Annotated in this window: 17 protein-coding genes; 10 read left to right on the top strand and 7 right to left on the bottom strand. The window is 41.0% G+C overall.

Features of this window, described 5'->3' with window-relative positions; all coding sequences use genetic code 11:
• Positions 1-178: 178 nt before the first annotated feature.
• The gene (locus KK487_RS09355) at positions 179-640 is read right to left on the bottom strand and encodes an SEL1-like repeat protein (RefSeq protein ID WP_036954326.1); all 462 of its coding nucleotides are present in this window, start codon (positions 638-640) and stop codon (positions 179-181) included.
• 118 nt (positions 641-758) lie between these two features.
• Between KK487_RS09355 and KK487_RS09350 the strand changes: the two genes are divergently transcribed.
• Positions 759-2,051 carry an NCS2 family permease gene (locus KK487_RS09350; RefSeq protein WP_008113045.1) on the top strand — a complete coding sequence of 431 codons (1,293 nt, stop codon included), beginning with the start codon at positions 759-761 and terminating at the stop codon, positions 2,049-2,051.
• Positions 2,052-2,166: 115 nt separating this feature from the next.
• Here the strand turns inward: KK487_RS09350 and KK487_RS09345 are convergent, their stop codons facing one another.
• Positions 2,167-2,922 carry a hypothetical protein gene (locus KK487_RS09345; protein ID WP_013465225.1) on the bottom strand — a complete coding sequence of 252 codons (756 nt, stop codon included), beginning with the start codon at positions 2,920-2,922 and terminating at the stop codon, positions 2,167-2,169.
• Positions 2,923-3,217: 295 nt separating this feature from the next.
• Between KK487_RS09345 and cysB the strand changes: the two genes are divergently transcribed.
• Entirely contained in the window at positions 3,218-4,195 is a 978-nt protein-coding gene (gene cysB / locus KK487_RS09340) for an HTH-type transcriptional regulator CysB (RefSeq protein WP_008466190.1), read from the top strand.
• 265 nt (positions 4,196-4,460) lie between these two features.
• Here cysB and KK487_RS09335 read toward each other — a convergent pair whose 3' ends face one another.
• From KK487_RS09335 to pabB, 3 genes are all read right to left on the bottom strand, one after another.
• On the bottom strand, positions 4,461-5,837 hold the full coding sequence (locus KK487_RS09335; RefSeq protein ID WP_008112780.1) for an L-serine ammonia-lyase: 1,377 nt from the start codon (positions 5,835-5,837) through the stop codon (positions 4,461-4,463).
• A 101-nt stretch (positions 5,838-5,938) separates the two neighbouring features.
• Complete coding sequence (locus tag KK487_RS09330) at positions 5,939-6,514, bottom strand: NUDIX hydrolase (RefSeq protein ID WP_008112778.1); 576 nt, start codon at positions 6,512-6,514, stop codon at positions 5,939-5,941.
• A complete protein-coding gene (gene pabB, locus KK487_RS09325; RefSeq protein ID WP_138686811.1) occupies positions 6,507-7,865 on the bottom strand; it encodes an aminodeoxychorismate synthase component I in 1,359 nt (452 codons plus the stop codon). Before pabB ends, KK487_RS09330 begins: the two co-directional genes overlap by 8 nt.
• A gap of 166 nt (positions 7,866-8,031) precedes the next feature.
• Between pabB and KK487_RS09320 the strand changes: the two genes are divergently transcribed.
• The 6 genes from KK487_RS09320 to KK487_RS09295 all read left to right on the top strand — a co-directional run bounded on the left by KK487_RS09320 (position 8,032) and on the right by KK487_RS09295 (position 19,030).
• Entirely contained in the window at positions 8,032-9,558 is a 1,527-nt protein-coding gene (locus KK487_RS09320; protein ID WP_138562907.1) for a fumarate hydratase, read from the top strand.
• A gap of 432 nt (positions 9,559-9,990) precedes the next feature.
• Complete coding sequence (locus KK487_RS09315; protein ID WP_215521722.1) at positions 9,991-11,031, top strand: Leu/Phe/Val dehydrogenase; 1,041 nt, start codon at positions 9,991-9,993, stop codon at positions 11,029-11,031.
• A 151-nt stretch (positions 11,032-11,182) separates the two neighbouring features.
• Positions 11,183-11,845, top strand: a complete 663-nt coding sequence (locus KK487_RS09310; protein ID WP_013465220.1) for a CatA-like O-acetyltransferase — start codon at positions 11,183-11,185, stop codon at positions 11,843-11,845.
• A 110-nt stretch (positions 11,846-11,955) separates the two neighbouring features.
• Entirely contained in the window at positions 11,956-14,838 is a 2,883-nt protein-coding gene (locus KK487_RS09305) for a ligand-binding sensor domain-containing diguanylate cyclase (RefSeq protein WP_215521721.1), read from the top strand.
• A 94-nt stretch (positions 14,839-14,932) separates the two neighbouring features.
• On the top strand, positions 14,933-15,757 hold the full coding sequence (locus KK487_RS09300) for a M90 family metallopeptidase (RefSeq protein ID WP_215521720.1): 825 nt from the start codon (positions 14,933-14,935) through the stop codon (positions 15,755-15,757).
• 99 nt (positions 15,758-15,856) lie between these two features.
• Positions 15,857-19,030, top strand: a complete 3,174-nt coding sequence (locus tag KK487_RS09295) for an amidohydrolase family protein (RefSeq protein ID WP_215521719.1) — start codon at positions 15,857-15,859, stop codon at positions 19,028-19,030.
• Between the two features lie 63 nt (positions 19,031-19,093).
• Here KK487_RS09295 and KK487_RS09290 read toward each other — a convergent pair whose 3' ends face one another.
• Entirely contained in the window at positions 19,094-19,669 is a 576-nt protein-coding gene (locus KK487_RS09290; protein WP_033104386.1) for a TetR/AcrR family transcriptional regulator, read from the bottom strand.
• 101 nt (positions 19,670-19,770) lie between these two features.
• Here KK487_RS09290 and KK487_RS09285 point away from each other — a divergent pair, with 101 nt between their 5' ends.
• Positions 19,771-20,247, top strand: a complete 477-nt coding sequence (locus tag KK487_RS09285) for an HPP family protein (RefSeq protein WP_036954337.1) — start codon at positions 19,771-19,773, stop codon at positions 20,245-20,247.
• 32 nt (positions 20,248-20,279) lie between these two features.
• On the opposite strand, the gene KK487_RS09280 is transcribed toward KK487_RS09285, so the two are convergent.
• On the bottom strand, positions 20,280-20,642 hold the full coding sequence (locus KK487_RS09280; protein ID WP_008114254.1) for a hypothetical protein: 363 nt from the start codon (positions 20,640-20,642) through the stop codon (positions 20,280-20,282).
• 150 nt (positions 20,643-20,792) lie between these two features.
• Here KK487_RS09280 and KK487_RS09275 point away from each other — a divergent pair, with 150 nt between their 5' ends.
• On the top strand, positions 20,793-21,545 hold the full coding sequence (locus KK487_RS09275; protein WP_036954340.1) for a Nif3-like dinuclear metal center hexameric protein: 753 nt from the start codon (positions 20,793-20,795) through the stop codon (positions 21,543-21,545).
• The last annotated feature ends 142 nt before the right edge of the window (positions 21,546-21,687 follow it).

Genomic DNA, 21,687 nt, shown 5'->3' with positions numbered 1-21,687 from the left:
TATAACAAAGGTTTAATTTTTATTGGAAATTAATCCCCACAGAATTAATTTTAAGGCTGGGAGCAAATAAATACAGATGAACAGGGGGTATACAGTAGTTTAAATTAATTAAGCGTGCTTGCTTTGGCTATAAACGCTTAATTAATTTACAGATGAAATGAGTTGCTGCGCAGTGAAATTATTTTTCGCTACTAGAGGGGATCAAATGTGAGAATTGTAACTGATGAATTTGTTCATACAGGCTGGCTGCGTAGCATTGAGCATCTTTAAGTCGTTTGGTACTAATATGTTTTCGTATATCGCTCATTGCTTCTATGGCGGGTTCATAGCCTTGACTACCGGCTAAGCTAAGCCACGCAGCACCATGAAATACACTTTGCGGCACACCTTGTCCTTTTATAAAAAACAGCCCTAAATAAAACTGCGCGCGATAATTTCCTGCCATTGCTGCCAAACGCATCCATTTTGCGGCTAAGGCGCCTTGTTCATTTTTAAGGTAATAAAGGGCTTTATTTAATATGTCTTGATCGGTGTTTTTAGAGCTCGCAGGGAGATTTGCATCGCTTGGTTGCGTTACAAAAGAAAGAATGTTGTCTAATTGTTGCTCTAAGTCTTGGCCACTTGGTGTCGTTTTGATCATGCTACTTCGTTTGTTATTTTAATCACTTAGCTAGTTTAGTATATAGCAAGGTAAAATGTCCTGTAAAAAGTTATTTTTATGCTAAAATCTCGCCACTTTTTACAACCACAAGTTTATTATGCTCGAAGCCTTATTCAAAATCCGTGCAAATGATTCTTCGGTTCGCCGTGAATGTATTGCCGGTATGACTACATTTATTACGATGGTTTATATCGTATTCGTTAACCCAGCTATGCTTGCTGAAGCCGGTATGGACCAAGGTGCTGCCTTTGTTGCCACCTGTATTGCAGCTGCAATAGGGTGTTTTATTATGGGTTTGTGGGCCAATTATCCATTGGCACTGGCACCGGGTATGGGATTAAATGCATTTTTTACCTATGGCGTTGTATTAGGTATGGGTTATAGCTGGCAAGCTGCGTTGGGTGCGGTATTTATGTCAGGGTGTATATTTTTAATTTTAAGCTTGTTTAAGGTGCGAGAGTGGATTATTAATGCAATCCCTCTGGTGCTCAAGCAAGCAATAGCAACGGGTATTGGCGCATTTTTAGCTCTCATCGCACTTAAAAGTGCCGGTATTATTGTATCAAGTCCTGCAACACTGGTGCAGTTGGGTGATATTACCTCGCCAGGTCCTTTATTGGCTATTTTCAGCTTTTTTGTTATTGCTGCACTGCTTTATCGCGATTTTAAAAGTGGCGTACTGATTAGTATTTTACTAGTCACCGCGATTGCTGTGTCTATGGGGTTAGTGGAGTATCATGGTGTTATTGCTATGCCACCTTCTATCATGCCGACCTTTATGCAACTGGACTTTAGTGCCGCGTTTGAACTGTCGATGTTGAGTGTTATTTTTGCGTTTTTATTCGTTGATTTGTTTGATACCTCAGGCACGTTAGTTGCGGTAACTCAGAAGGCTGGTTTAGCAGATAAAAACGGTAATATGCCGCGTTTAGGTCGTGCATTAAGCGCCGACAGCACAGCAACTATTGCAGGTGCAATGCTCGGTACTTCAACAACCACGTCATACATTGAGTCTGTTGCAGGTGTATCTGTTGGTGGTCGAACGGGTTTGACCGCTGTGGTTGTGGGTTGCTGCTTTTTACTGATGATGTTTTTTGCGCCTTTAGCTCAAATGGTGCCTGCATACGCAACCGCGGGAGCTATTTTATATGTATCTGTATTGATGCTACAAAACTTAAAGTTTGTAAATTGGGACGACATGACTGATGCAATTCCGGTGAGTGTTGTATTATTAATGACACCGCTGACTTTCTCAATTGCACACGGTATTGCACTTGGTTTTATTTCTTATACGGCAGTAAAAGTGCTGTGTGGCAAAAAAGATCAGGTAAGCATTAGTGTTTGGATTTTAACTGCCTTGTTTATTGTTAAGTTCGCATTTTTATCTTAATGCAGGCAGCTTGTTAGAATACGTATATGTCTTAGTATGTAAACACAAAGTGGGGCAAAATCCTATTCAAAAAAAAGCCCATGCAACTGCATGGGCTTTTTTATTTAGAAAGGAGTTACCATTTCTTTTTAGGTGCAAATAATACGTCTAAATCATCTTGCTCTTGTTCGTTCTTTTTCTTCAATGATGTAGCATTTGATGCCTTGAGTTCATTACTTATCGTTTCAAGGTAGCCTTCAACTTCAGCTCGTTTTGCCGTAATGTAATCGTCATTAAATGAAACACTGTTAAGTGTGGCAGCTGCTTTTTCAAAGTACTGCCTAGCAGAGCCTATCATTCCAGCTGTTTGCGCTGATAACCCTCGTTTTATTTGGCTTTCAATGTTGATTCTTAGTTGTAGCTTTTCAAGGCGTTTGTCTTCTGCAATAAATACCTGGCTGTCTACTTTGCCTTTATTATGCTCAGAACGAATAATAGTGCGTAACTTTTTAATGCCTTGTATCAGCGATATCAGTTGTTTGTCGTTGCCTGGTAATACAAAGCCATCTGAACCGTCTTGAATTGGGTTTTGTAGTCGCTCTTTTGCTTCTTTTAAGCGGTTTTTTAGTCCACTACCTCCGCTTGAAATAGACACCATTTGACTGAGCGCATCATGAATTCGTCGTTGTAATATTCGCTGAGTTGCCTCTGAAAGTGGAATGTTGGCGCTATTCATTAATGCTTCTTCGGTTTCTTCAATGATTGCTTTTTGTTTTGTTAACTCTTTGCGTCGTTCAGCTTCTTGTTTTTCTTTGTGTTGCTGAACAGCACTAACCCATAGTGCAATGACTATAAGTGCAACAATTAATACAATTATAATGGAAACTATCATGTTATAATTCTCAAATTCTTAACCTTATTATCTAATCTTACATTAAATATATAAAAGGTGGGAAACTTTGCTCAGATTAACTGAAAAAAGCGTCACCATAAAGCGTTTAAATCTTAATATGTTATGTTTCGATTGCTGATAATCATTGCTACCTCAAGTTTATTTATTGTGTTAACCTGAAATTTCAACAAATTAATTGTTATATTATGTAACATTAATCAGCCTTTTATATAGCTACCTATAGTTAGGGTGCGCTTTTATCTGTCAATGTGAATTATAACGAAACTACATAGCCATGAAATTACAACAACTTAGATATATCGTAGAAGTTCAAAATCATAAATTAAATGTTTCAGCTACGGCTGAGAGTTTATTTACCTCCCAGCCTGGTATTTCTAAGCAAGTACGTATGTTAGAAGATGAGCTCGGTGTACAAATTTTTGGCCGCAGTGGTAAGCATTTAACTCATGTTACAGGCGCTGGCGAGGAAATCATTAACATATCACGCGAAATACTCTCAAAAGTTGAGGGTATTAAAGCGGTGGCGAATGAACATACTTTACCGGATCAAGGCAAACTTAATATTGCTACCACGCATACACAAGCACGGTATGCGTTACCGAGTGTAATTAAAGGCTTTACTCAAAAATACCCTGCGGTATCACTGCATATGCATCAAGGTACACCACAGCAAATATCGGATGCAGCCGCTCGCGGTGATGCTGACTTTGCCATTGCCACAGAAGCGCTTCATTTATATTCAGATTTAGTAATGCTGCCTTGCTACCATTGGAATCGTAGTATTGTGGTTGCTAAAGATCATCCCCTTGCGAAAAAAGTGGATAATTTAACTGTGGCTGATATAGCCCAATACCCACTCATTACTTACGTATTTGGCTTTACAGGTCGTTCGGAGCTCGACAAAGCATTTAATGCTTACGGATTAGAGCCACATATTGTATTTACTGCCACCGATGCCGATGTCATTAAAACGTATGTGCGTTTAGGGCTAGGTGTGGGTGTGGTTGCATCTATGGCAATTGATCAGGTAAACGACAGCGACTTAGTGTGCATTGATGCTAGCCATTTATTTGAGGCGAGCACGACTAAAATTGGTTTTAGAAAGGGCAGCTTTTTACGCACCTACATGTATGACTTTATCGAACGTTTTGCACCGCATTTAACTAAAGAGCGAGTAGAGCGTGCGAGTTTACTGCGAAATCAAGAAGATGTTGATAAGTTATTTGCTGATATTGAACTTCCTGTAAAGTAACGGCCATAAACAGCAATGAAAAGCCGCTTAGTTTTGCAACTAAGCGGCTTTTTTTGTGCTATGTAATTAACCTGAACTGTGGATAATAAATCCATCTCAAGCAGCTATTTTCAGCGCTAACTGCGTTGAATTTACTTGCAATAGGCTAGCTATTGACGCGTAATTTCGCCTTGTTTTCACTAAAAATCTCTAGCTTGAGAAAATAAACATAAATATCATTTTGATTCAATATGTTAGTAAATCTCTTAACCAGAGTTCAGGTTAATTAGCACTCGATAATATTAACGGCCAGTCCACCGCGAGCGGTTTCTTTGTATTTTGTTTTCATATCGTTGCCCGTATCGAGCATGGTTTTTATCACTTTATCTAGTGATACTTTTTGCTCACCACTGCCGCGAATAGCCAGGCGCGACGCATTAATTGCTTTAATAGCCCCCATCGCATTACGCTCAATACACGGCACTTGCACTAAGCCTCCTACAGGGTCGCAGGTTAAGCCTAAGTTATGCTCCATACCAATTTCAGCGGCATTTTCTACGTGTACAACGTTACCACCAACAATTTCAGTAAGTGCGCCTGCGGCCATTGAACAAGCAACACCTACTTCGCCTTGGCAACCCACTTCGGCGCCAGAAATAGAGGCATTCTTTTTATATAAAATGCCTATTGCAGCGGCAGTTAATAAGTAGCGGGTAGCAATATCACGGTCTACTTCTTTAATAAAAGTATGATAATACATTAATACAGCCGGTAAAATTCCGGCTGCGCCATTTGTGGGTGCAGTTACTACACGCCCTCCGGCTGCATTTTCTTCGTTTACAGCCAATGCGAATAAATCAACCCAGTCCATAGCGCGCAGCGGATCGTTACTGACTTCTACATTAAGCTTTAAATATAAGCTTGGCGCACGGCGTTTTACTTTTAATCCGCCAGGTAAAATACCTTCGGTGCGCATACCTCGCTCAATACAGGCTTTCATTACTTGCCAAATATTAAATAGCTCATCTTTAATGGCTTCTTCACTGCGTAACGTTTTTTCGTTTTTCATCATTAACGTTGATACGCTGTAACCCGACTCTTTACACATTTCGAGTAATTCTTTAGCCGAGCCAAACGGGAACGGGGCTGGGTTTTCTTCACGGATATCTAAAGCGGCTTGTTTTTCTTTTTCAAACTCTTCATCCGTAACAATAAATCCGCCACCAATAGAGTAGTAAACTTTGCTATATACTTTTTCGCCATTGTTATAGGCAATAATTTCCATTGCGTTGGAATGTTTAGGGAGTGTTTTTCTACGATGAAAAACAATCGCGCCCTGCTTAGGGAATTTAGCTTTGTGAGTTTGGTTCAGGTAAATAACCTGTTCTTTTTCAATTTTAGCGAGTATGTCATCCACTAAATCGGCATCAATGGTTTCAGGATCATACCCTGCTAAGCCAAGTATCACTGCTTTACCAGAGCCGTGGCCAACACCTGTTTGGCCAAGCGAGCCGTAAAGCTCTACTTTTACATCGGTCACATTTGCTAATAGTTGTTGTTCGTTTAGGTCATTAACAAATAAGCGTGATGCACGCATTGGGCCAACGGTATGTGACGATGAAGGGCCAATACCAATGCTAAACATATCAAATGCACTGATCATAATGTGTGTCTCTACTTAGTTTTCTCAGCATTAAGCTGTTCTTTGAACGGTCGACTATAATAACGTGGAAACGCAGGTGTGTAACCCTTATTAGTAAAGATTTAAACTGGTATGGCGAGTTGTTTTGTAAAGTTTTTAATAATGCTGGCTGTGGCTCCCCACAAAAGCCCATGTGGGGTGATAAAGCCATTTAAGGTAATGATTTTTCCACCTCGTTCAAATGGCAAAGGTTGCCAGTTAGCCGCGTTATTCAGCGCTTTTATAGAGAGTAAAAAGCTAGCTTGCACTTCGTTGTGGTCGTTTTCCCACACTGTTTCTTTTTTAATTAAGCCTACAAAGGGGCGTATAGTAAATCCGGTCAGGGTTGAATATTCAGGTAACTGACCTAACACATGGACATTTTGCGGGGCAATATTAAGCTCTTCATGTAATTCACGCAGTGCGGTGGTGCGTAGGTTAACATCATCAATTTCAAACTTGCCGCCCGGTAAACAAATCTCCCCAGGGTGGTGATGAAGGTAGGTTGGTCGCTTACACAATAAAATGTGTGCTTCGTTATCTATATCAATCAATGGCAGCATTACTGCGCTTGCGCGCTTTTTTTTATTATCTTTGAGCTGATCCACGGCTAAACTGCGGTTTAATTGAAAACGAGCCGAAATGGTTTCACTATTCAAAGCGACCTTCATTTAATATAGGAAGTATTTTATTTACTTTATCGTAAGTTTCTTGATATTCCAATTCGACTTTTGAATCAGCAACAATACCACCCCCAGCCCAACAATATATTTGTTGTTGATGTGTGACTAAAGTTCGAATAGTAATACTGGTATCCATATTGCCGCAGCCACTAATGTAACCAATAGAGCCACAATAAATGCTACGTCTATGTGGCTCTAGTTCTTCTATTATTTCCATGGCACGGACTTTTGGTGCGCCTGTAATTGAACCACCGGGAAACGCAGCTTCCAGTTGATCAACCGCTGTTTTACCCTCATCAAGGGTTGAGGTGACCGTACTCACTAAATGGTGTACCGCCGGAAAACTTTCAATAGCAAATAATGAGGGCACAATAACCGAGCCCGGTTTAGCGACTTTTCCTAAATCATTTCGCAGCAGGTCCACTATCATGACATTTTCGGCGCGGTCTTTACTCGAATTTGCCAGCAAGGTCGCTTGTTTTGCATCCTCAAGGGCATCTGCTTTGCGAGGTAAAGTCCCTTTAATGGGTTTTGTTTCTACTTTATTGTCGTGTACTGCAATAAAACGCTCGGGTGAGATTGACAAAACAGCGCCCTGGGGATGATTAATAAAACTAGAAAAAGGCGCTTTATTAGCCTGAGTTAATTTAACATAGGCGCTCCAAGGCGAGCCTTGGTAATGCGCACTAAAACGCTGCGCTAAGTTAATTTGATAGCAATCACCACTTTTTAGGTATTCTTCAATCGCGGCAAACTTTTCGCTATAGCTAGTCTGACTCATATTTGACTGCCACGGTGATGTAAGCGAAAAGCTTTCGTGTTTAGTTGGTTGCGCTAAATGATGTTGATACAGCCAAAGGCGGTCTACATTGGGCTGCGAAACATAAAACCACGTGCGCAGTTGTTTATCGTAAATCAGTGCATCGAGGTAAAGTCCAACCGCCATTTGCGGTAAATTTATGTCGTGTAAAGCGCTGCTTGGAAGTTGCTCTATAGTACGGCCTAAGTCATAGCCAAAATAACCCAGCCAGCCACCATTAAAAGGTAAGTTGTTGGCAGCTTTAGTGCTGTCTAACTTTGCCAGTTCATTATTCATTATTTCAAAGCAGCTTTTTATGTTTGGCTGGTTATTAAAAACGCTTTGATTATTTTCGACTTCAAGGGTGCTCTGGGGGTCAATCGCAATCATGTCAAAACGACTGTTTATGTGATCGCTATCACCCGAATCTAGCAAAATAGCGTAGGGTAAATGAGCAAAATGCGAAAATACCTCAAAACAATTTTGTGATATGGCTAATTCAACACAATTTTTTTTATTGTTTAGCATTTACTACCCCTTTAATAACTGGCTCGAAACGGGCTGGGAGGGTATCATAAGTCAAATTTTTTTGGCAGCGTTTAGTGAGCGCTGTGGTTGAAAACAGTTCGAACCACCGTCACGGGTTTGATAAAGCTTACGTGCAGCGTGCGTAACAACAACTTAAGGAACCACTATGAGTACAATTCGTCAGCAAGACTTTATTGATAGCATCGAAGATGCCTTGCAATACATCTCGTTTTACCATCCTCTTGATTTTGTTCAAGCGCTAGAAAAAGCGTATAACAAAGAGCAAAGCAAAGCCGCTAAAGATGCGATTGCGCAGATTTTAATTAACTCGCGTATGTCGGCAGAAGGTAAGCGCCCGCTGTGTCAGGATACCGGGATCATCACTTGTTTCGTAAAAGTAGGGATGGATGTTAATTGGGATAAAACCGACTTAACCGTACAACAAATGGTTGATGAGGGAACGCGTCGTGCGTACTTAAATCCAGATAACCCTTTACGTGCATCGATTGTTGCAGATCCTGCGGGAACACGTAAAAACACTAAAGATAATACGCCATCAGTGGTTCACATTGACTTAGTTGCAGGCGATAAAGTCGAAGTGATGGTCGCTGCTAAGGGCGGCGGCTCAGAAAACAAAAGTAAAATGGTGATGTTAAACCCATCTGACGATGTGGCTGAGTGGGTAGAAAAAACGTTACCAACAATGGGGGCGGGTTGGTGTCCACCAGGCATGCTAGGCATAGGTATTGGTGGCACGGCAGAAAAAGCAGCGGTAATGGCCAAAGAGTCATTAATGGATCCGGTTGATATTCATGAACTCATTGAGCGCGGCGCAGAAACAACAGAAGAAAAGCTGCGTTTAGAAATCTTTGAACGTGCGAATAAATTAGGTATTGGTGCGCAAGGCCTTGGCGGTTTAACCACGGTTGTTGATATTAAAATTAAAACGGCGCCAACTCACGCGGCTTCAAAGCCAGTGGTTATGATCCCAAATTGTGCTGCTACGCGCCACGTTCACTTTACTCTTGATGGTTCAGGCCCTGCGAATTTAGAAGCACCTAAATTAGAAGATTGGCCAGAAGTGACTTTCGAAGTGGGTGAGGGCACACGCCGTGTTAATTTAGATACTCTTACTAAAGAAGACACTAAAGAATGGAAAATGGGTGAAACCGTTTTACTCTCAGGTACTATTTTAACGGGTCGAGATGCTGCTCATAAGCGTCTGCAAGATATGATCAACTCAGGGGAAGGTTTACCTGAAGGTGTCGATTTTGATAACAAGTTTATTTACTACGTTGGTCCTGTGGATGCAGTAGGCGATGAAGCAGTAGGTCCAGCGGGTCCTACAACGGCAACTCGTATGGATAAATTTACCGACATGATGTTAGAAAAAACCGGCATCGTGGGAATGATTGGTAAAGCTGAACGAGGCCCAGCAACGGTTGAGTCTATTAAAAAGCACCAGTCAGTGTATTTGATGGCGGTAGGCGGTGCGGCATACTTAGTATCTAAAGCTATTAAAAAAGCACGTGTTGTTGCCTTTGAAGATTTAGGTATGGAAGCTATCTACGAATTTGAAGTAGAAGATATGCCAGTAACAGTTGCCGTTGACAGTGAGGGTGCAAATGCTCACACCCAAGGCCCTGCTATTTGGAAAGCAAAAATTGAAGAGCTAGACAGCAAAATGAAGTAAATTTTTACTTAAAAAGCAATCATATAAGCGAGCACTGTGTGCTCGTTTTTTTATTTACTTTTACTTTTGCAAAGACTTATACACCTCAGACCAGTTAATGCTGCGTAGGCAATTAGTGTATAAGCCACTGTATTTTAAGCTGTAGTATACTTTTTTAGGGTGTATGGTTAAGTTTACAAATAACTGCAAGGTGACGTTCACGTAAGCGTAAGCTTTAATTGCGATGGTGTTTTTAGCTTTTATACGTAATCAAATGGTTATTTTTGGAATTTTTATGCTTACTTTTAACGATAAGTCATTTTATTTTTCACTTTGACGCGCTTTATTTGGTTTATCTACTCATAGTGTGGCGAACCATTAACTGAAGTGATAAAGTCTCGACAATTTGTAGCGTGCTTGCCCAAAAGGGCCCATTATTTCGGAGTATTTAAAGTGGTTGTATTTAATCAAGTTGAATTTGATAACCATGAACAAGTGGTTTTTTGTTCAGACAAAGCGTCTGGTTTGAAGGCTATTATTGCGGTACATAACACAAACTTAGGCCCTGCGGTAGGCGGTTGTAGAATGTGGGATTATGCTAACGATGAGGATGCAGTATACGATGTGCTGCGTTTATCAAAAGGGATGACCTATAAAAATGCCGTAGCACGCTTGCCATTTGGTGGTGGTAAATCGGTTATTATTGGTAATGCCAAAGAAATCAAATCAGAGCAGTTATTTCGCGCATTTGGTCGCCAGTTAGAGCGACTAAATGGTAGCTACTACTCAGCAGAAGACGTAAACATTACCTGTGATGATGTGGCGTTAATGAACAAAGAAACAAATTACGTGCTAGGCCTTGAAGGAAAAAGTGGTAACCCTTCGCCGTTTACAGCCTATGGTACGTTTTTAGGTATGAAAGCAGCGCTTAACCATCAACGCGGTATTCAAGACTTTTCTGGTATTAAAGTGGCTGTGCAAGGTTTAGGTGCAGTAGCTTATGGATTATGTAAACATTTGGCTGAAGCTGGTGCTGAGTTATTTGTTACCGATATTAATCATGTTGCAGTAGAACGTGTAGTAAATGATTTTGGCGCAACCGCAGTTGGTATTGATGAAATATACGACCTAGATGTGGATGTTTATGCACCCTGTGCATTAGGTGCCACTATTAATGACACAACAATCCCACGCTTAAAAGCAACGATAGTGGCAGGCTGTGCAAACAATCAACTTGCTGAATCACGCCATGGTGAAATTTTACGTGAAAAAGGTATTTTATATGCGCCTGATTATGTAATAAATGCAGGTGGTATTATTAACGTTTATTACGAAACTGCACCAGAGGGTTACAGTAAAGAGGCTTCTAATAAACACGTAGAAAGAATTTACGATACACTTAGTGAAATTTTTACCCGTAGTGAAAAAGAGCAAAAATCAACGCATTTAATTGCCGATGAACTGGCACAAGAAATTATTGAAAACGGACTTTAAGTTTCCACTCGGTTTAAAATAGGAGCGAAATACGCTCCTTTTTTACACTTTATGTAAGACTTTGGTATAACTACACCCAAAGCGTCATTTTAGTTAATGCGAATATAGATAAAGCACGGTAAAATTTAGTTTTACACTTTATCTATATTTTATGTCCTCTACTGATTTTTCTATTACCCCTCTTGATTTTGAGCAATGGCCTCGAAAGCAACACTTTGAGTTATTTCAGCAGTTCACTCAGCCTTATTTTAATGTGTGCGTACAACTGAATGCGAAAAAGTTATATACCGCCTGTAAACAAGCTAATATTGCTTTTTTTCATGGTTATATTTATTGCTTATTAAAAGTCTGTCATCAGTATGAGCCGATGATGCTGCGCATTATTAACCAAAAACCTTGTTACTTAAGTGCTACGCGGGCAAGTGTAGTCGAGCTTGCCGATGATGAGTCGTTTCGCTTTAGTTATTTTAAATTACACGGGTCGTTAAATAAATTTTCCCGTGAGGCGAAAGCTATTAGCGATACCACAAAATTAAACCCGCTGTTTTCTGATGCTTTTGCGGCAACAGAAGGGCAAGCTGATTTAATTCACGTTTCTGTTTTACCTTGGTTAAACTTTAGTAGCTTTTCGCATGCGTTTACCCAGGGTCAAAGCTGTGGCATTCCTAAATTTGTGTTCGGCCAATACAACCCTAATACCGGAGAAATGCCACTCTCCATTGATGTTCATCATGCGTTACTAGATGGACTACATGTGGCTAAGTTCGTTCAACAATTACAACATACATTTGATAGTTTAAGTGATAATACTTAATGAAAAAGTTGTAAATCTTATGTTATTATTTGTTGGTGATGTTTTTTAATTAAATTTTCACCTTGAATTTACTCAAATATAAAAACTAATAATTATAAAGGCAGTGTCTGATGAATCGCTTGGTGATTTTATGCTTCTTGTTGGTGATTTTTACTGTTGATGCTCAGCAACAGACTCGCCTGCCGTTGCGCGATTATTTTTTTGAAACGTGGAATACCCGTTCGGGCCTTCCTCACAATAGCATTAATAGCCTTGCACAAACACAAGATGGCTATTTATGGGTAGGTACTTGGGAAGGGCTTGCCCGCTTTAACGGTCAAGAATTTAAACTATTTACCCGCTCAGAAATTACCGATTTGCCTGACTCAGGCGTACGTGCGCTTACCCCCACATCCGATGGCGGCTTACTCATAGCCGGAGCGCGCGGCGGTATTAGTTTATATCAGCACCGACAATGGGACACTCAACCACCTGCCCAAGCTATGGTTAACCATATATTTAAAAGTAAAAATGATAACTTGTGGCTAGCGCTTGAGAATGATGGTGTGTTTTATCGTTCAGCTAGTAGCACTCAAGACATCCCAATAATACAAAATGTCAGTGCGTATCGAATCATTGAAGACCCTAAGGGGGTTATATGGGCGGCGACCAGTGATGGCCTGTATAAAATAGTCAACTACAAACCCACTTTGATGACGCCACAACAAGGGTTACCAGATGCACCTGTATATACTCTATTGATTACCCGTGAAGGACGCCTTGTTATTGGTAGTGAAAGAGGTGCGCGAGTATTAAATGGCAATGTGTTCGAGTCACCCCATCCACAGCTTAGTGCTGAGTCGATTTCTAGTTTATTAGAAGATAACCATGGTGATTTATGGTTTGGCACCATTAATAAAGGTGTTTTTAGGCTTAGCGTCGATGGTTTAGAGCAATTAGATGCTAAAAATGGTTTACCCGCCAACCGTATTCTTTCTTTGTTACAAGACAGAGAAAATAGTATTTGGGTAGGCACCAATGCTGGTGTATTTAGGTTAAGAGAAGCGCCGTTTTCATCGTGGGGCAAAAAGCGAGGTTTGTCTAGCGATTATGTCCGCACGGTCCTGTCACATTCTGATGGCAGTTTATGGATAGGGGGAAGCACTGGCTTAGATCGGCTGCAAAACAATAAAATTACCCATATTAAAGGCACTAAGCAAGGCTCTCCTTATTCAGTATTGAGCTTACTTGAACAAAGCCAAGGTGATGTTTGGGTAGGTACATACACTTCAGGTGTGTTGAAGGTGGTTAATAACGAACTCATACCTTATTTAAACCGTGATAATGGCTTAGGTAGTAATGAAGTAAGATCTTTACTTTTTGATTCAAAAAATCGTTTATGGATTGGTTCGGCTATGGGGCTGACACGCGTTAATACCGACGGCAGTTTAGTGCAATTTACTAATGAGAGAGAGTTGCCGAGTGGTTTTATTCTGGCTTTGAGTGAGGATAAAGCCGCTAACATTTGGATAGGAACTGGTAATGGCGTGGTGGTTTACAATACCAATACGGAGGAATTTCAACCAATCCAGTTCCCTAAAGCGTTTTCGGCTCAATATGCGTTTGGCTTTTATATTGACGATAAATATACTTGGATGGCGACCGATAGAGGTTTATTGCGTTATCAGCATGCAAATGGGCATATGACTATTTTAGGACGAGAGCTAGGATTACCGGTCGATAAGCTTTTTCAAATTGTGCCGTTTAAAGACTCACTCTGGCTATCAAGTAACCGTGGCATTATTGAAGTTAATTATAAACAGGTTAATGAGCTACTAGATTCACCTACAAACAATAGTCAGTCGTTAGCTTTTCAATTATACGATGAGGGTGATGGCATGCTCAGTGCACAAGCAAATGGCGGTTCAACCCCCTCTGCAACCGCTCATTCAGATGGCACAATTTGGTTTGCTACCGCAAAAGGGGTGAGTACAGTAAAACCGGAACGCTTAAAAGAAGCCACTAAAATAGCGTTACCAACGATTGTTGAAAGCTTTTCTGTTGATGGTAAACCAACGTCGTTACCTATAGACGGTGAAACTATTATTTTACCACCAGGGGTGACGCGCTTGTCATTTCAATACGCGGGACTGAGCTTTATTATGCCGCAGCGATTAAACTTTCAAACAAAATTGGAAGGCTTTAATAACGAATGGATCAACCGTCAACACATAGCTACTGCTGAATACACTAACTTACCTGCGGGCAAGTATTCTTTTGCTGTACGTGCAGCCTATCCAAATACTGATTGGCAACAAAATCACAAAGTCGTTAACTTTGAAATTCAATCGCACTTTTGGCAAAAAACAAGCTTTAAGTTATTAGTATTTTTTATTTTTGTTGTTGTTATATACAGCGCATATCGTTATCGCTTGTACCACTACAAACAAGTAGAAAAAGAATTAACGAGTCGAGTGGTGAAGCAAACGCAAGCACTGCAAGAGCAAGCCAGTGCCTTTGCGTATCAAGCCACACACGATCAGCTTACCGATTTACCGAATCGCCGCGCATTTGATGGCTGGCTGGCGGATAACTTTTCAGACTTTAAAGCATGTTATAAATCATTTGCTATCGCTATTATGGATATTGATCACTTTAAACGGATTAACGATGGTTGGTCACACCTCATAGGTGATCAGGTTATATGTGAAGTAGCTAACATTCTTAAAGCGCACTGCGAAGGTGAGCAAGAGGTAGCTCGCTGGGGCGGCGAAGAGTTTACTTTTGTGTTTCCTGATATGAGTGCAGTGCAGGCACAAGAAATGTGCGAGAAGTTACGCAAATGTATTGAAAATAAAAACTTTTCAAATATCGCAGAAGGCCTCAGCGTAACCGTGAGTTTTGGTGTTTCTGACTCTGGTGATGTTGATGATTATGACCGATTATTATCACGGGCTGACCAAGCTTTGTATAAGGCAAAAAACAATGGCCGAAATCGAACTGAAGTGATGTGATTGAAAAACAGCCTCACTGCACCCATTACTATTTTAATAATACGGGCGCAGTATTTTGGCGTTAAAGCTAAATGGTTTGATTTAGGACGACCCAATGATAAATGGGCTATTAATTTTTGTTTTAATTGTATTTATTATAATGTTTTGGCGCTGGCCTGATATTCAAAATGCCGTGTGGCACCGTAAATACAGTGATTTATTGTTAAGTGAGCAACAACACACGTTGTTACTGCGTGCTATGCCCATATACAACAAAATGACCGATGCAGAGCGAGCCAAGTTAGCATCCCATATTGTGTGGTTTTTAAATGAAAAGCGTTTTGTTGGCTGCGATGGGTTGCAACTAACGGAGGCAATGAAACTCATTATTGCCGCCGATGCCTGCTTGCTTGTGCTTAACAAGCCTTGGCCTTTGTATAAAAACGTAAAAGAAATTTTACTCTACCCCAGTGCGTATTACGCGCCCCAATCAAGCCGCGATAACGCAGGCCTTGTCGGTTTTCATAATACAGTAAGGCAAGGTGAATCGTGGCCGGGGGGAACATTGGTGCTTAGCTGGCATGATGTGCTTGAGGGCAACCGCTTACCCAGTGATGGGCATAACTTAGTGTTTCATGAATTTGCACATCAACTTGATCAAGAAACCGGTAAAACCACCGGCACGCCACTACTTGCATCACAGGCAAAATACCAACAATGGGGCAGAGTATTTAGCCGAGCGTTTTCGCAGTTAAAAACCCATGTTGCTTATAGTATGCCGCATGTAATACATAGCTATGGAGCCACCAATGAGGCTGAGTTTTTTGCGGTGATCACCGAAACATTCTTAGAGAAACCCGCCGATTTACGCCGTGAAGACCCTGAAATTTACCATTTGCTAGTGGATTTTTATCAATTTGATCCTATTGTTTGGCACTGATTTTATGCACTTCATCCTATTACGCTGGTAACTTGCTGGCGTTTTTGTTGCAATGATGTAATAGATCAACACACAGCAACAATAATAAGTGAGATAAGCATGAAAAAAATGCTGCAAACAGCACTCGCGTTATCGGTTTCATTGGCATTAGGCCACGCACACGCAGAGCAAACGGATGAAAAAAAATGGCAAGTTGATTCACCTAAAGGGCAATTTGTTGATGCATCTATTAGTGTAGAGCAAGGCACATGGATGAATGTCGATATAAGTCCTGACGGAGAAACCTTAGTATTTGATTTACTGGGCGATATTTACACCATGCCAATGAGTGGTGGTAAAGCGACTAAAATAACCTCAGACATTGCATGGCAAATGCAGCCGCGCTTTAGCCCAGATGGCAAGCACATTGCTTTTACATCAGATCAAGGCGGTGGTGACAATATTTGGATAATGGATGTTAACGGCGAAAACCAAACCGCCGTCACTGACGAAACATTTAGATTACTCAATAGCCCTGCGTGGAGCCCTGATGGCGATTATTTAGTTGCACGTAAGCATTTTACCGCCAGTCGCTCGCTAGGTGCGGGTGAAGTTTGGCTTTATCACAAAGCCGGCGGTAAAGGGGTGCAACTGACTAAACGTGAAAACGATCAAAAAGATTTAGGTGAACCCATGTTTTCACAGGATGGTCGGTATGTTTATTTTTCGCATGATGCAACCCCGGGTAAAACTTTTCATTATTCAAAAGACTCTGTTGCCGGTATTTATAAAATTAAGCGTTATGACCGTGAAACAGGCGACATAGAAACCATTATAAGTGGCATGGGCGGGGCAATAAGACCGACGCCGTCGCCAGATGGTAAAAAACTAGCGTACATAAAGCGTGATGACTTTCAAACCAGCCTGTACTTATATGATTTAACCAGTGGTGAGCATACTAAGCTATACGACAAACTAGAGCGCGATATGCAAGAAACGTGGGCGATTCATGGCGTATATCCGACTATTGCGTGGACCCCAGATAACGAAGAGCTGGTATTTTGGGCTGGTGGCACCCTTCATAAACTCAATGTCGATGATAAATCAGTTAGCGATATTGCATTTAAAGTAGACACCACGAAAAAAATTCAAAAAGCAGTGCGTTTTACTCAAAATATCGACACTGATGAGTTTGATGTAAAAATGCTGCGTAATGTGCAAATTAGCCCTGATGGTGAAACCGCACTTTTTGAAGCGCTTGGTTATATTTACAAGCGCGATTTAGAATCAGGAAAAATAAAGCGCTTAACTAAGCAAACCGATCATTATGAGTTATTCCCGCAGTATTCTCGTGATGGCAAAAACATTGTCTACACAACGTGGGATGATAACGAACAAGGCACCGTGCGTGTCGTCTCTGCACGTAGTGGTCGTGGCGACACTATTACACAAGAGCCGGGAAAATACGTAGAGCCAACATTTAGTCCAGATGGCAAAACCGTGGTGTATCGTAAAGCCAGCGGCGGCAGCATTTTAAACCCTAAGTGGTCACTGCATCCTGGGGTATACAGTGTTAGTGCTAAAGGCGGAAAAAGTGAGCTCATTTCTAAAAGTGGCTATCAACCTCAGTTTGGCAGTGCCAACGATCGTGTTTATATTATGAGCCCATGGCCTAAGCCGACATTAAGTGTGGTAGCGCTTGAAAGTAAAAAAGTACGTAAACTGTATGAGTCAGAGCACGCCACTGAATTTAGAGTCTCTCCAGATGGTGAGTATTTAGCTTTTGCTGAGCGCTTTAAAGTATTTGTTACTCCATTTGTAGAGCGCGGTAAAACGATAAATATTGGGCCCAAAGACAGTCAATTTCCAATTGAGCAGCTATCTGTACGCGCCGGTGAAAACATTAGCTGGAGTGCCAATAGCAATAAACTGTATTGGACACTGGGGCCTGAGCTTTACCATGCCAGTTTAGAGGGTATGTTTGCGATTAATAAAGCGGATGATAAAGACGTTAAAGTAAAAAGCGGTACTAACATCGGCTTTAGTAAAAAAATGGCTGAACCGCAGGGCATGATTGCATTAACTGGCGCTAAAATTATTACCATGGAGGGTGAAAAGGTCATTGAAAATGGCGTTATTGTTACCGATGGCAAACATATCAAAGCTATTGGTACTGCTGCCGGTGTGAGCATTCCTAAGGGGGCAAAGGTCATTGATGTAACAGGTAAAACAATTATGCCTGGCATTGTAGATGCCCATGCTCATGGCTCACAAGCCAGTGATGAAATTATCCCGCAGCAGAACTGGAAAAACTTAGCAGGTCTTGCGCTGGGTGTTACTACTATTCACGACCCATCAAACGACACCACTGAAATATTTACCGCGAGTGAAATGCAAAAAGCGGGGATGATCGTTGGTCCGCGTATTTTCTCTACCGGTACTATTTTATACGGCGCGAATATGCCTGGGTATACCTCGCATATTGATTCATTAGATGATGCTAAATTTCATTTAGAGCGCCTTAAAAAAGTGGGTGCGTTTAGTGTTAAATCTTATAACCAACCGCGCAGAGAGCAGCGTCAGCAAGTTATAGAAGCAGGGCGAATGCTTGAAATGATGGTAGTCCCTGAAGGGGGTTCATTATTACAGCATAACTTGAGTATGGTAGTCGATGGCCATACAGGCATTGAGCATTCAATTCCTGTTGAACATATTTATGACGATATTAAGCAGCTATGGTCACAAAGTGATGTAGGTTACACACCTACATTGGTAGTTGCCTATGGCGGTATTTGGGGTGAAAACTACTGGTATGATAAAACGGACGTATGGAATCATCCACGTTTAAGTAAATTTGTGCCTAAAAACCAATTATTACCGCGCTCAATGCGCCGAGTTAAAGCACCCGATCATCACTATAATCACTTTAACAATGCTCGCGTAGCGGCTGAGTTACAAGATTTAGGTGTACTTGTTAATTTGGGGGCGCATGGTCAACGTGAGGGGTTAGGTGCGCATTGGGAAATGTGGATGTTTGCCCAAGGCGGCATGACGCCACTGGAAGCAATTAGAGCATCTACACTCGATCCGGCAAAATATTTAGGCCTAGATAAAAATGTGGGTTCATTAGAGGTCGGTAAACTGGCAGATTTAATGGTTATTGATGGCGACCCACTGAAAAACATTCGTGATTCAGACAAAATTGATTACACCATGATCAACGGCCGTTTGTTCGACGCAGCCACCATGAACGAAGTAGGCAAAAAACAGAGTGAACCATTATTTTTTGAATAATGCAGCCATTTTTTAGTCAATAAGCGGCTATTTAGCCGCTTTTTTAATACTGTATTTACCTATTTAACCAACCGCTACTATCGCTTTTAAAATATTATCACTAGGTGGAGTCACTGTTACATCATGCATCACCCTCGCTCTACATATATAACCTTCCTTTAAAATAAGTAAGTGTTGCGTGGCTTCAATTGCTTTTTCTCTATTGTGAGCAAATTCAGGTGTTTCTAAAAGAGCTGATAGTATGATCTCAAAGTTCGCTTGCTTGTGCTGTTTGCAAAGTTTGGCAATAGGGTCGTTCTCTACAGGGTACTCAGCTGCAGTATTAATAAAAAAACAGCCATTAAAACACCCTAACTCTGAAACCTCATTATTAATCCACTTTTTCAGTCCGGCAAAAATTGCCTGTGCGACTAACATAGCACTTGGTTGTATACATATTTTTTTAAGCCAAGCGTTAAAGCAGATGTCACGTGAGACTAAACAAGCACAAATAAGCGCGTCTTTGCTTTCAAAGTGCTTATATAAGGTTTTTTTTGCAATGCCCGATACAGCTAAAATTTCATTAATACCAACAGCGTGTATACCCTTTTTATAAAAAAGACTCAGTGCCGTACTGATTATTTGTTGTTGTTTATCCATGATATTCCAAATTTGAGCAGTAAAAACACAGCTTGACATGGGTAGACCGACTTGTCTACATTACAGGTGTAGACAAGTCGGTCTACTTTTGAGGAGGTAATATGCATAGTGAGCAAATAAAGTCGGCATTAATCGCAGGTGTTTTTTCTACTTTTGTTTTGGGGTTTTTGGCGTGGCTAAATTATATGGGTGATTACGGTATTTGGTTAATGGCGCCATTCGGCGCAACAGCTGTACTTGTTTTTGGCGTACCGCAGAGCCCGTTAGCTATGCCAAAAAACGTAATAGGGGGGTATATGCTGACCGCAATGATTGGGGTTGTTTTTAGCTATTATAGTGCTGATAGTGCGATTATGATTGGGCTGGCTGTGGGTATTGCTATAACATTAATGATAATCACAAAAACTATTCACCCTGCTGCCGGCGCAAACCCTATCTTAATTATTGAGTCTGGCCAAAGTTGGGATTTTTTAATAATGCCAGTACTGGCAGGAACTGTATTTATAGTTTTGTCTGGCTTTGTTGCGAGGTGGTTTATTCAATACTTGATGGATAATAAATATAAAAAAACCGCTTAACGCGGTTTCTTTTATACAAAGCACTCAGCTGATCAAACAACACCGCGAGGTAGGCGGCAATCGTGATCTTTGCGAGCAAGCTCAACTATCCAAAGCTCTTCTGCTGTGTAGCCTTCTTCGTTTTGTGTGATCACGGTGAAAGGCGCTTTTTTCTGTGCTTTTACAGGAGCAGCTTTTTTAGTTTTTTTAGCAGGTGCTTTTACTGCAGCTTTTTTTGTAGACTTACCAGAGCTTAATTCTTTAGTCAGCTCTGCTACATCAGCTAGGCGCATGTTCTTGCCGCCATCAATGCTATACCAGCCAGGTTTAGTTGTTATTTCAGGTTTTTTACCGTTGGCAGCTTCATATGCAGCTTCAAAGGCAGATAACACTTCTGTTTTGTCTAGTTTGCTCATCAGAGACCCTATACGTTGTTTACACAGATAAAGAGGAGGTATTTATACCTATTTTAGAACTGTTTTTCAATTTTTTGCGATTTTCCTTTCATTTTTAGCGCATAACCGCCAAAATTTGTACAAAATTCAGTGCAAAGTAAGGTAAGTAGTATGCAACGTAGAGAATTTAATCAATTATTAAACACCCTGTTAAAGCCAGAAACCATTAACGATTTTTGTCCAAACGGGCTTCAGGTAGAAGGTAAAGATGAGATACGCACTATAGTAACGGGTGTAACGGCAAGCCAAGCACTTATTGATGCCGCGATTGAAAATAATGCCGATGCCATTTTGGTACACCATGGCTATTTTTGGAAAGGCGAGTCACAACCTATCACTGGCATGAAAAAACGTCGTGTGGCTGCGCTTTTAGCTAAAGACATCAATTTATTTGCCTATCATTTGCCGTTAGATATTCACCCTGAAATGGGTAATAACGCACAGCTGGCGCAATTGCTCGATATTGAAATTGAAGCAGGCCTTGAGCCAACTAACAACAGTGTAGCGATGAAAGGGCGTTTAAAAACACCGTTAACGGGCAGTGAATTTGCTAAAAAAATAAGCCAAGTGCTTAAGCGCGAGCCACTAACGAGTTTAGTACGTACTGATAAAATTGAAACCATCGCTTTGTGTACAGGTGGCGGGCAAGGGTATATCGACTTAGCAGCCGAGCAAGGTATTGATGCTTACTTAACTGGTGAGGCATCAGAGCAAACCATTCACAGCTCACGCGAGCAAAATATCGACTTTTTTGCCGCAGGCCATCACGCCACCGAGCGCTACGGTATAAAAGCATTAGGCGAATATCTTGCTAAGCAACATGGCTTTGACGTGACATTTATTGACATAGACAATCCTGTGTAAACACCTAGCTTAAAAGTAATTTTATAAATAACCTACTTGTAACGTATTTCGGGTAGGTTATTTAAAATATAGCGTTCTAAATAGCTAATTTAGCAAACTATGGTAAGTCAGTATGTTGATTTTTTATATACCCGCATACCCT

Source organism: Pseudoalteromonas sp. SiA1 (assembly GCF_018732205.1).
In the GTDB taxonomy this organism is placed as follows: domain Bacteria; phylum Pseudomonadota; class Gammaproteobacteria; order Enterobacterales; family Alteromonadaceae; genus Pseudoalteromonas; species Pseudoalteromonas tetraodonis.
This window is presented reverse-complemented; position numbering and strand designations above follow the sequence as displayed.

Coding starts and splice junctions, on each gene's coding strand:
- KK487_RS09345 (WP_013465225.1), bottom strand. CDS start 2,922: ATGATAGTTTCCATTATAATTGTATTAATTGTTGCACTTATAGTCATT.
- KK487_RS09295 (WP_215521719.1), top strand. CDS start 15,857: ATGAAAAAAATGCTGCAAACAGCACTCGCGTTATCGGTTTCATTGGCA.
- KK487_RS09310 (WP_013465220.1), top strand. CDS start 11,183: ATGTCCTCTACTGATTTTTCTATTACCCCTCTTGATTTTGAGCAATGG.
- pabB (WP_138686811.1), bottom strand. CDS start 7,865: ATGCTAAACAATAAAAAAAATTGTGTTGAATTAGCCATATCACAAAAT.
- KK487_RS09335 (WP_008112780.1), bottom strand. CDS start 5,837: ATGATCAGTGCATTTGATATGTTTAGCATTGGTATTGGCCCTTCATCG.
- KK487_RS09300 (WP_215521720.1), top strand. CDS start 14,933: ATGATAAATGGGCTATTAATTTTTGTTTTAATTGTATTTATTATAATG.
- cysB (WP_008466190.1), top strand. CDS start 3,218: ATGAAATTACAACAACTTAGATATATCGTAGAAGTTCAAAATCATAAA.
- KK487_RS09285 (WP_036954337.1), top strand. CDS start 19,771: ATGCATAGTGAGCAAATAAAGTCGGCATTAATCGCAGGTGTTTTTTCT.
- KK487_RS09355 (WP_036954326.1), bottom strand. CDS start 640: ATGATCAAAACGACACCAAGTGGCCAAGACTTAGAGCAACAATTAGAC.
- KK487_RS09275 (WP_036954340.1), top strand. CDS start 20,793: ATGCAACGTAGAGAATTTAATCAATTATTAAACACCCTGTTAAAGCCA.
- KK487_RS09350 (WP_008113045.1), top strand. CDS start 759: ATGCTCGAAGCCTTATTCAAAATCCGTGCAAATGATTCTTCGGTTCGC.
- KK487_RS09320 (WP_138562907.1), top strand. CDS start 8,032: ATGAGTACAATTCGTCAGCAAGACTTTATTGATAGCATCGAAGATGCC.
- KK487_RS09280 (WP_008114254.1), bottom strand. CDS start 20,642: ATGAGCAAACTAGACAAAACAGAAGTGTTATCTGCCTTTGAAGCTGCA.
- KK487_RS09290 (WP_033104386.1), bottom strand. CDS start 19,669: ATGGATAAACAACAACAAATAATCAGTACGGCACTGAGTCTTTTTTAT.
- KK487_RS09305 (WP_215521721.1), top strand. CDS start 11,956: ATGAATCGCTTGGTGATTTTATGCTTCTTGTTGGTGATTTTTACTGTT.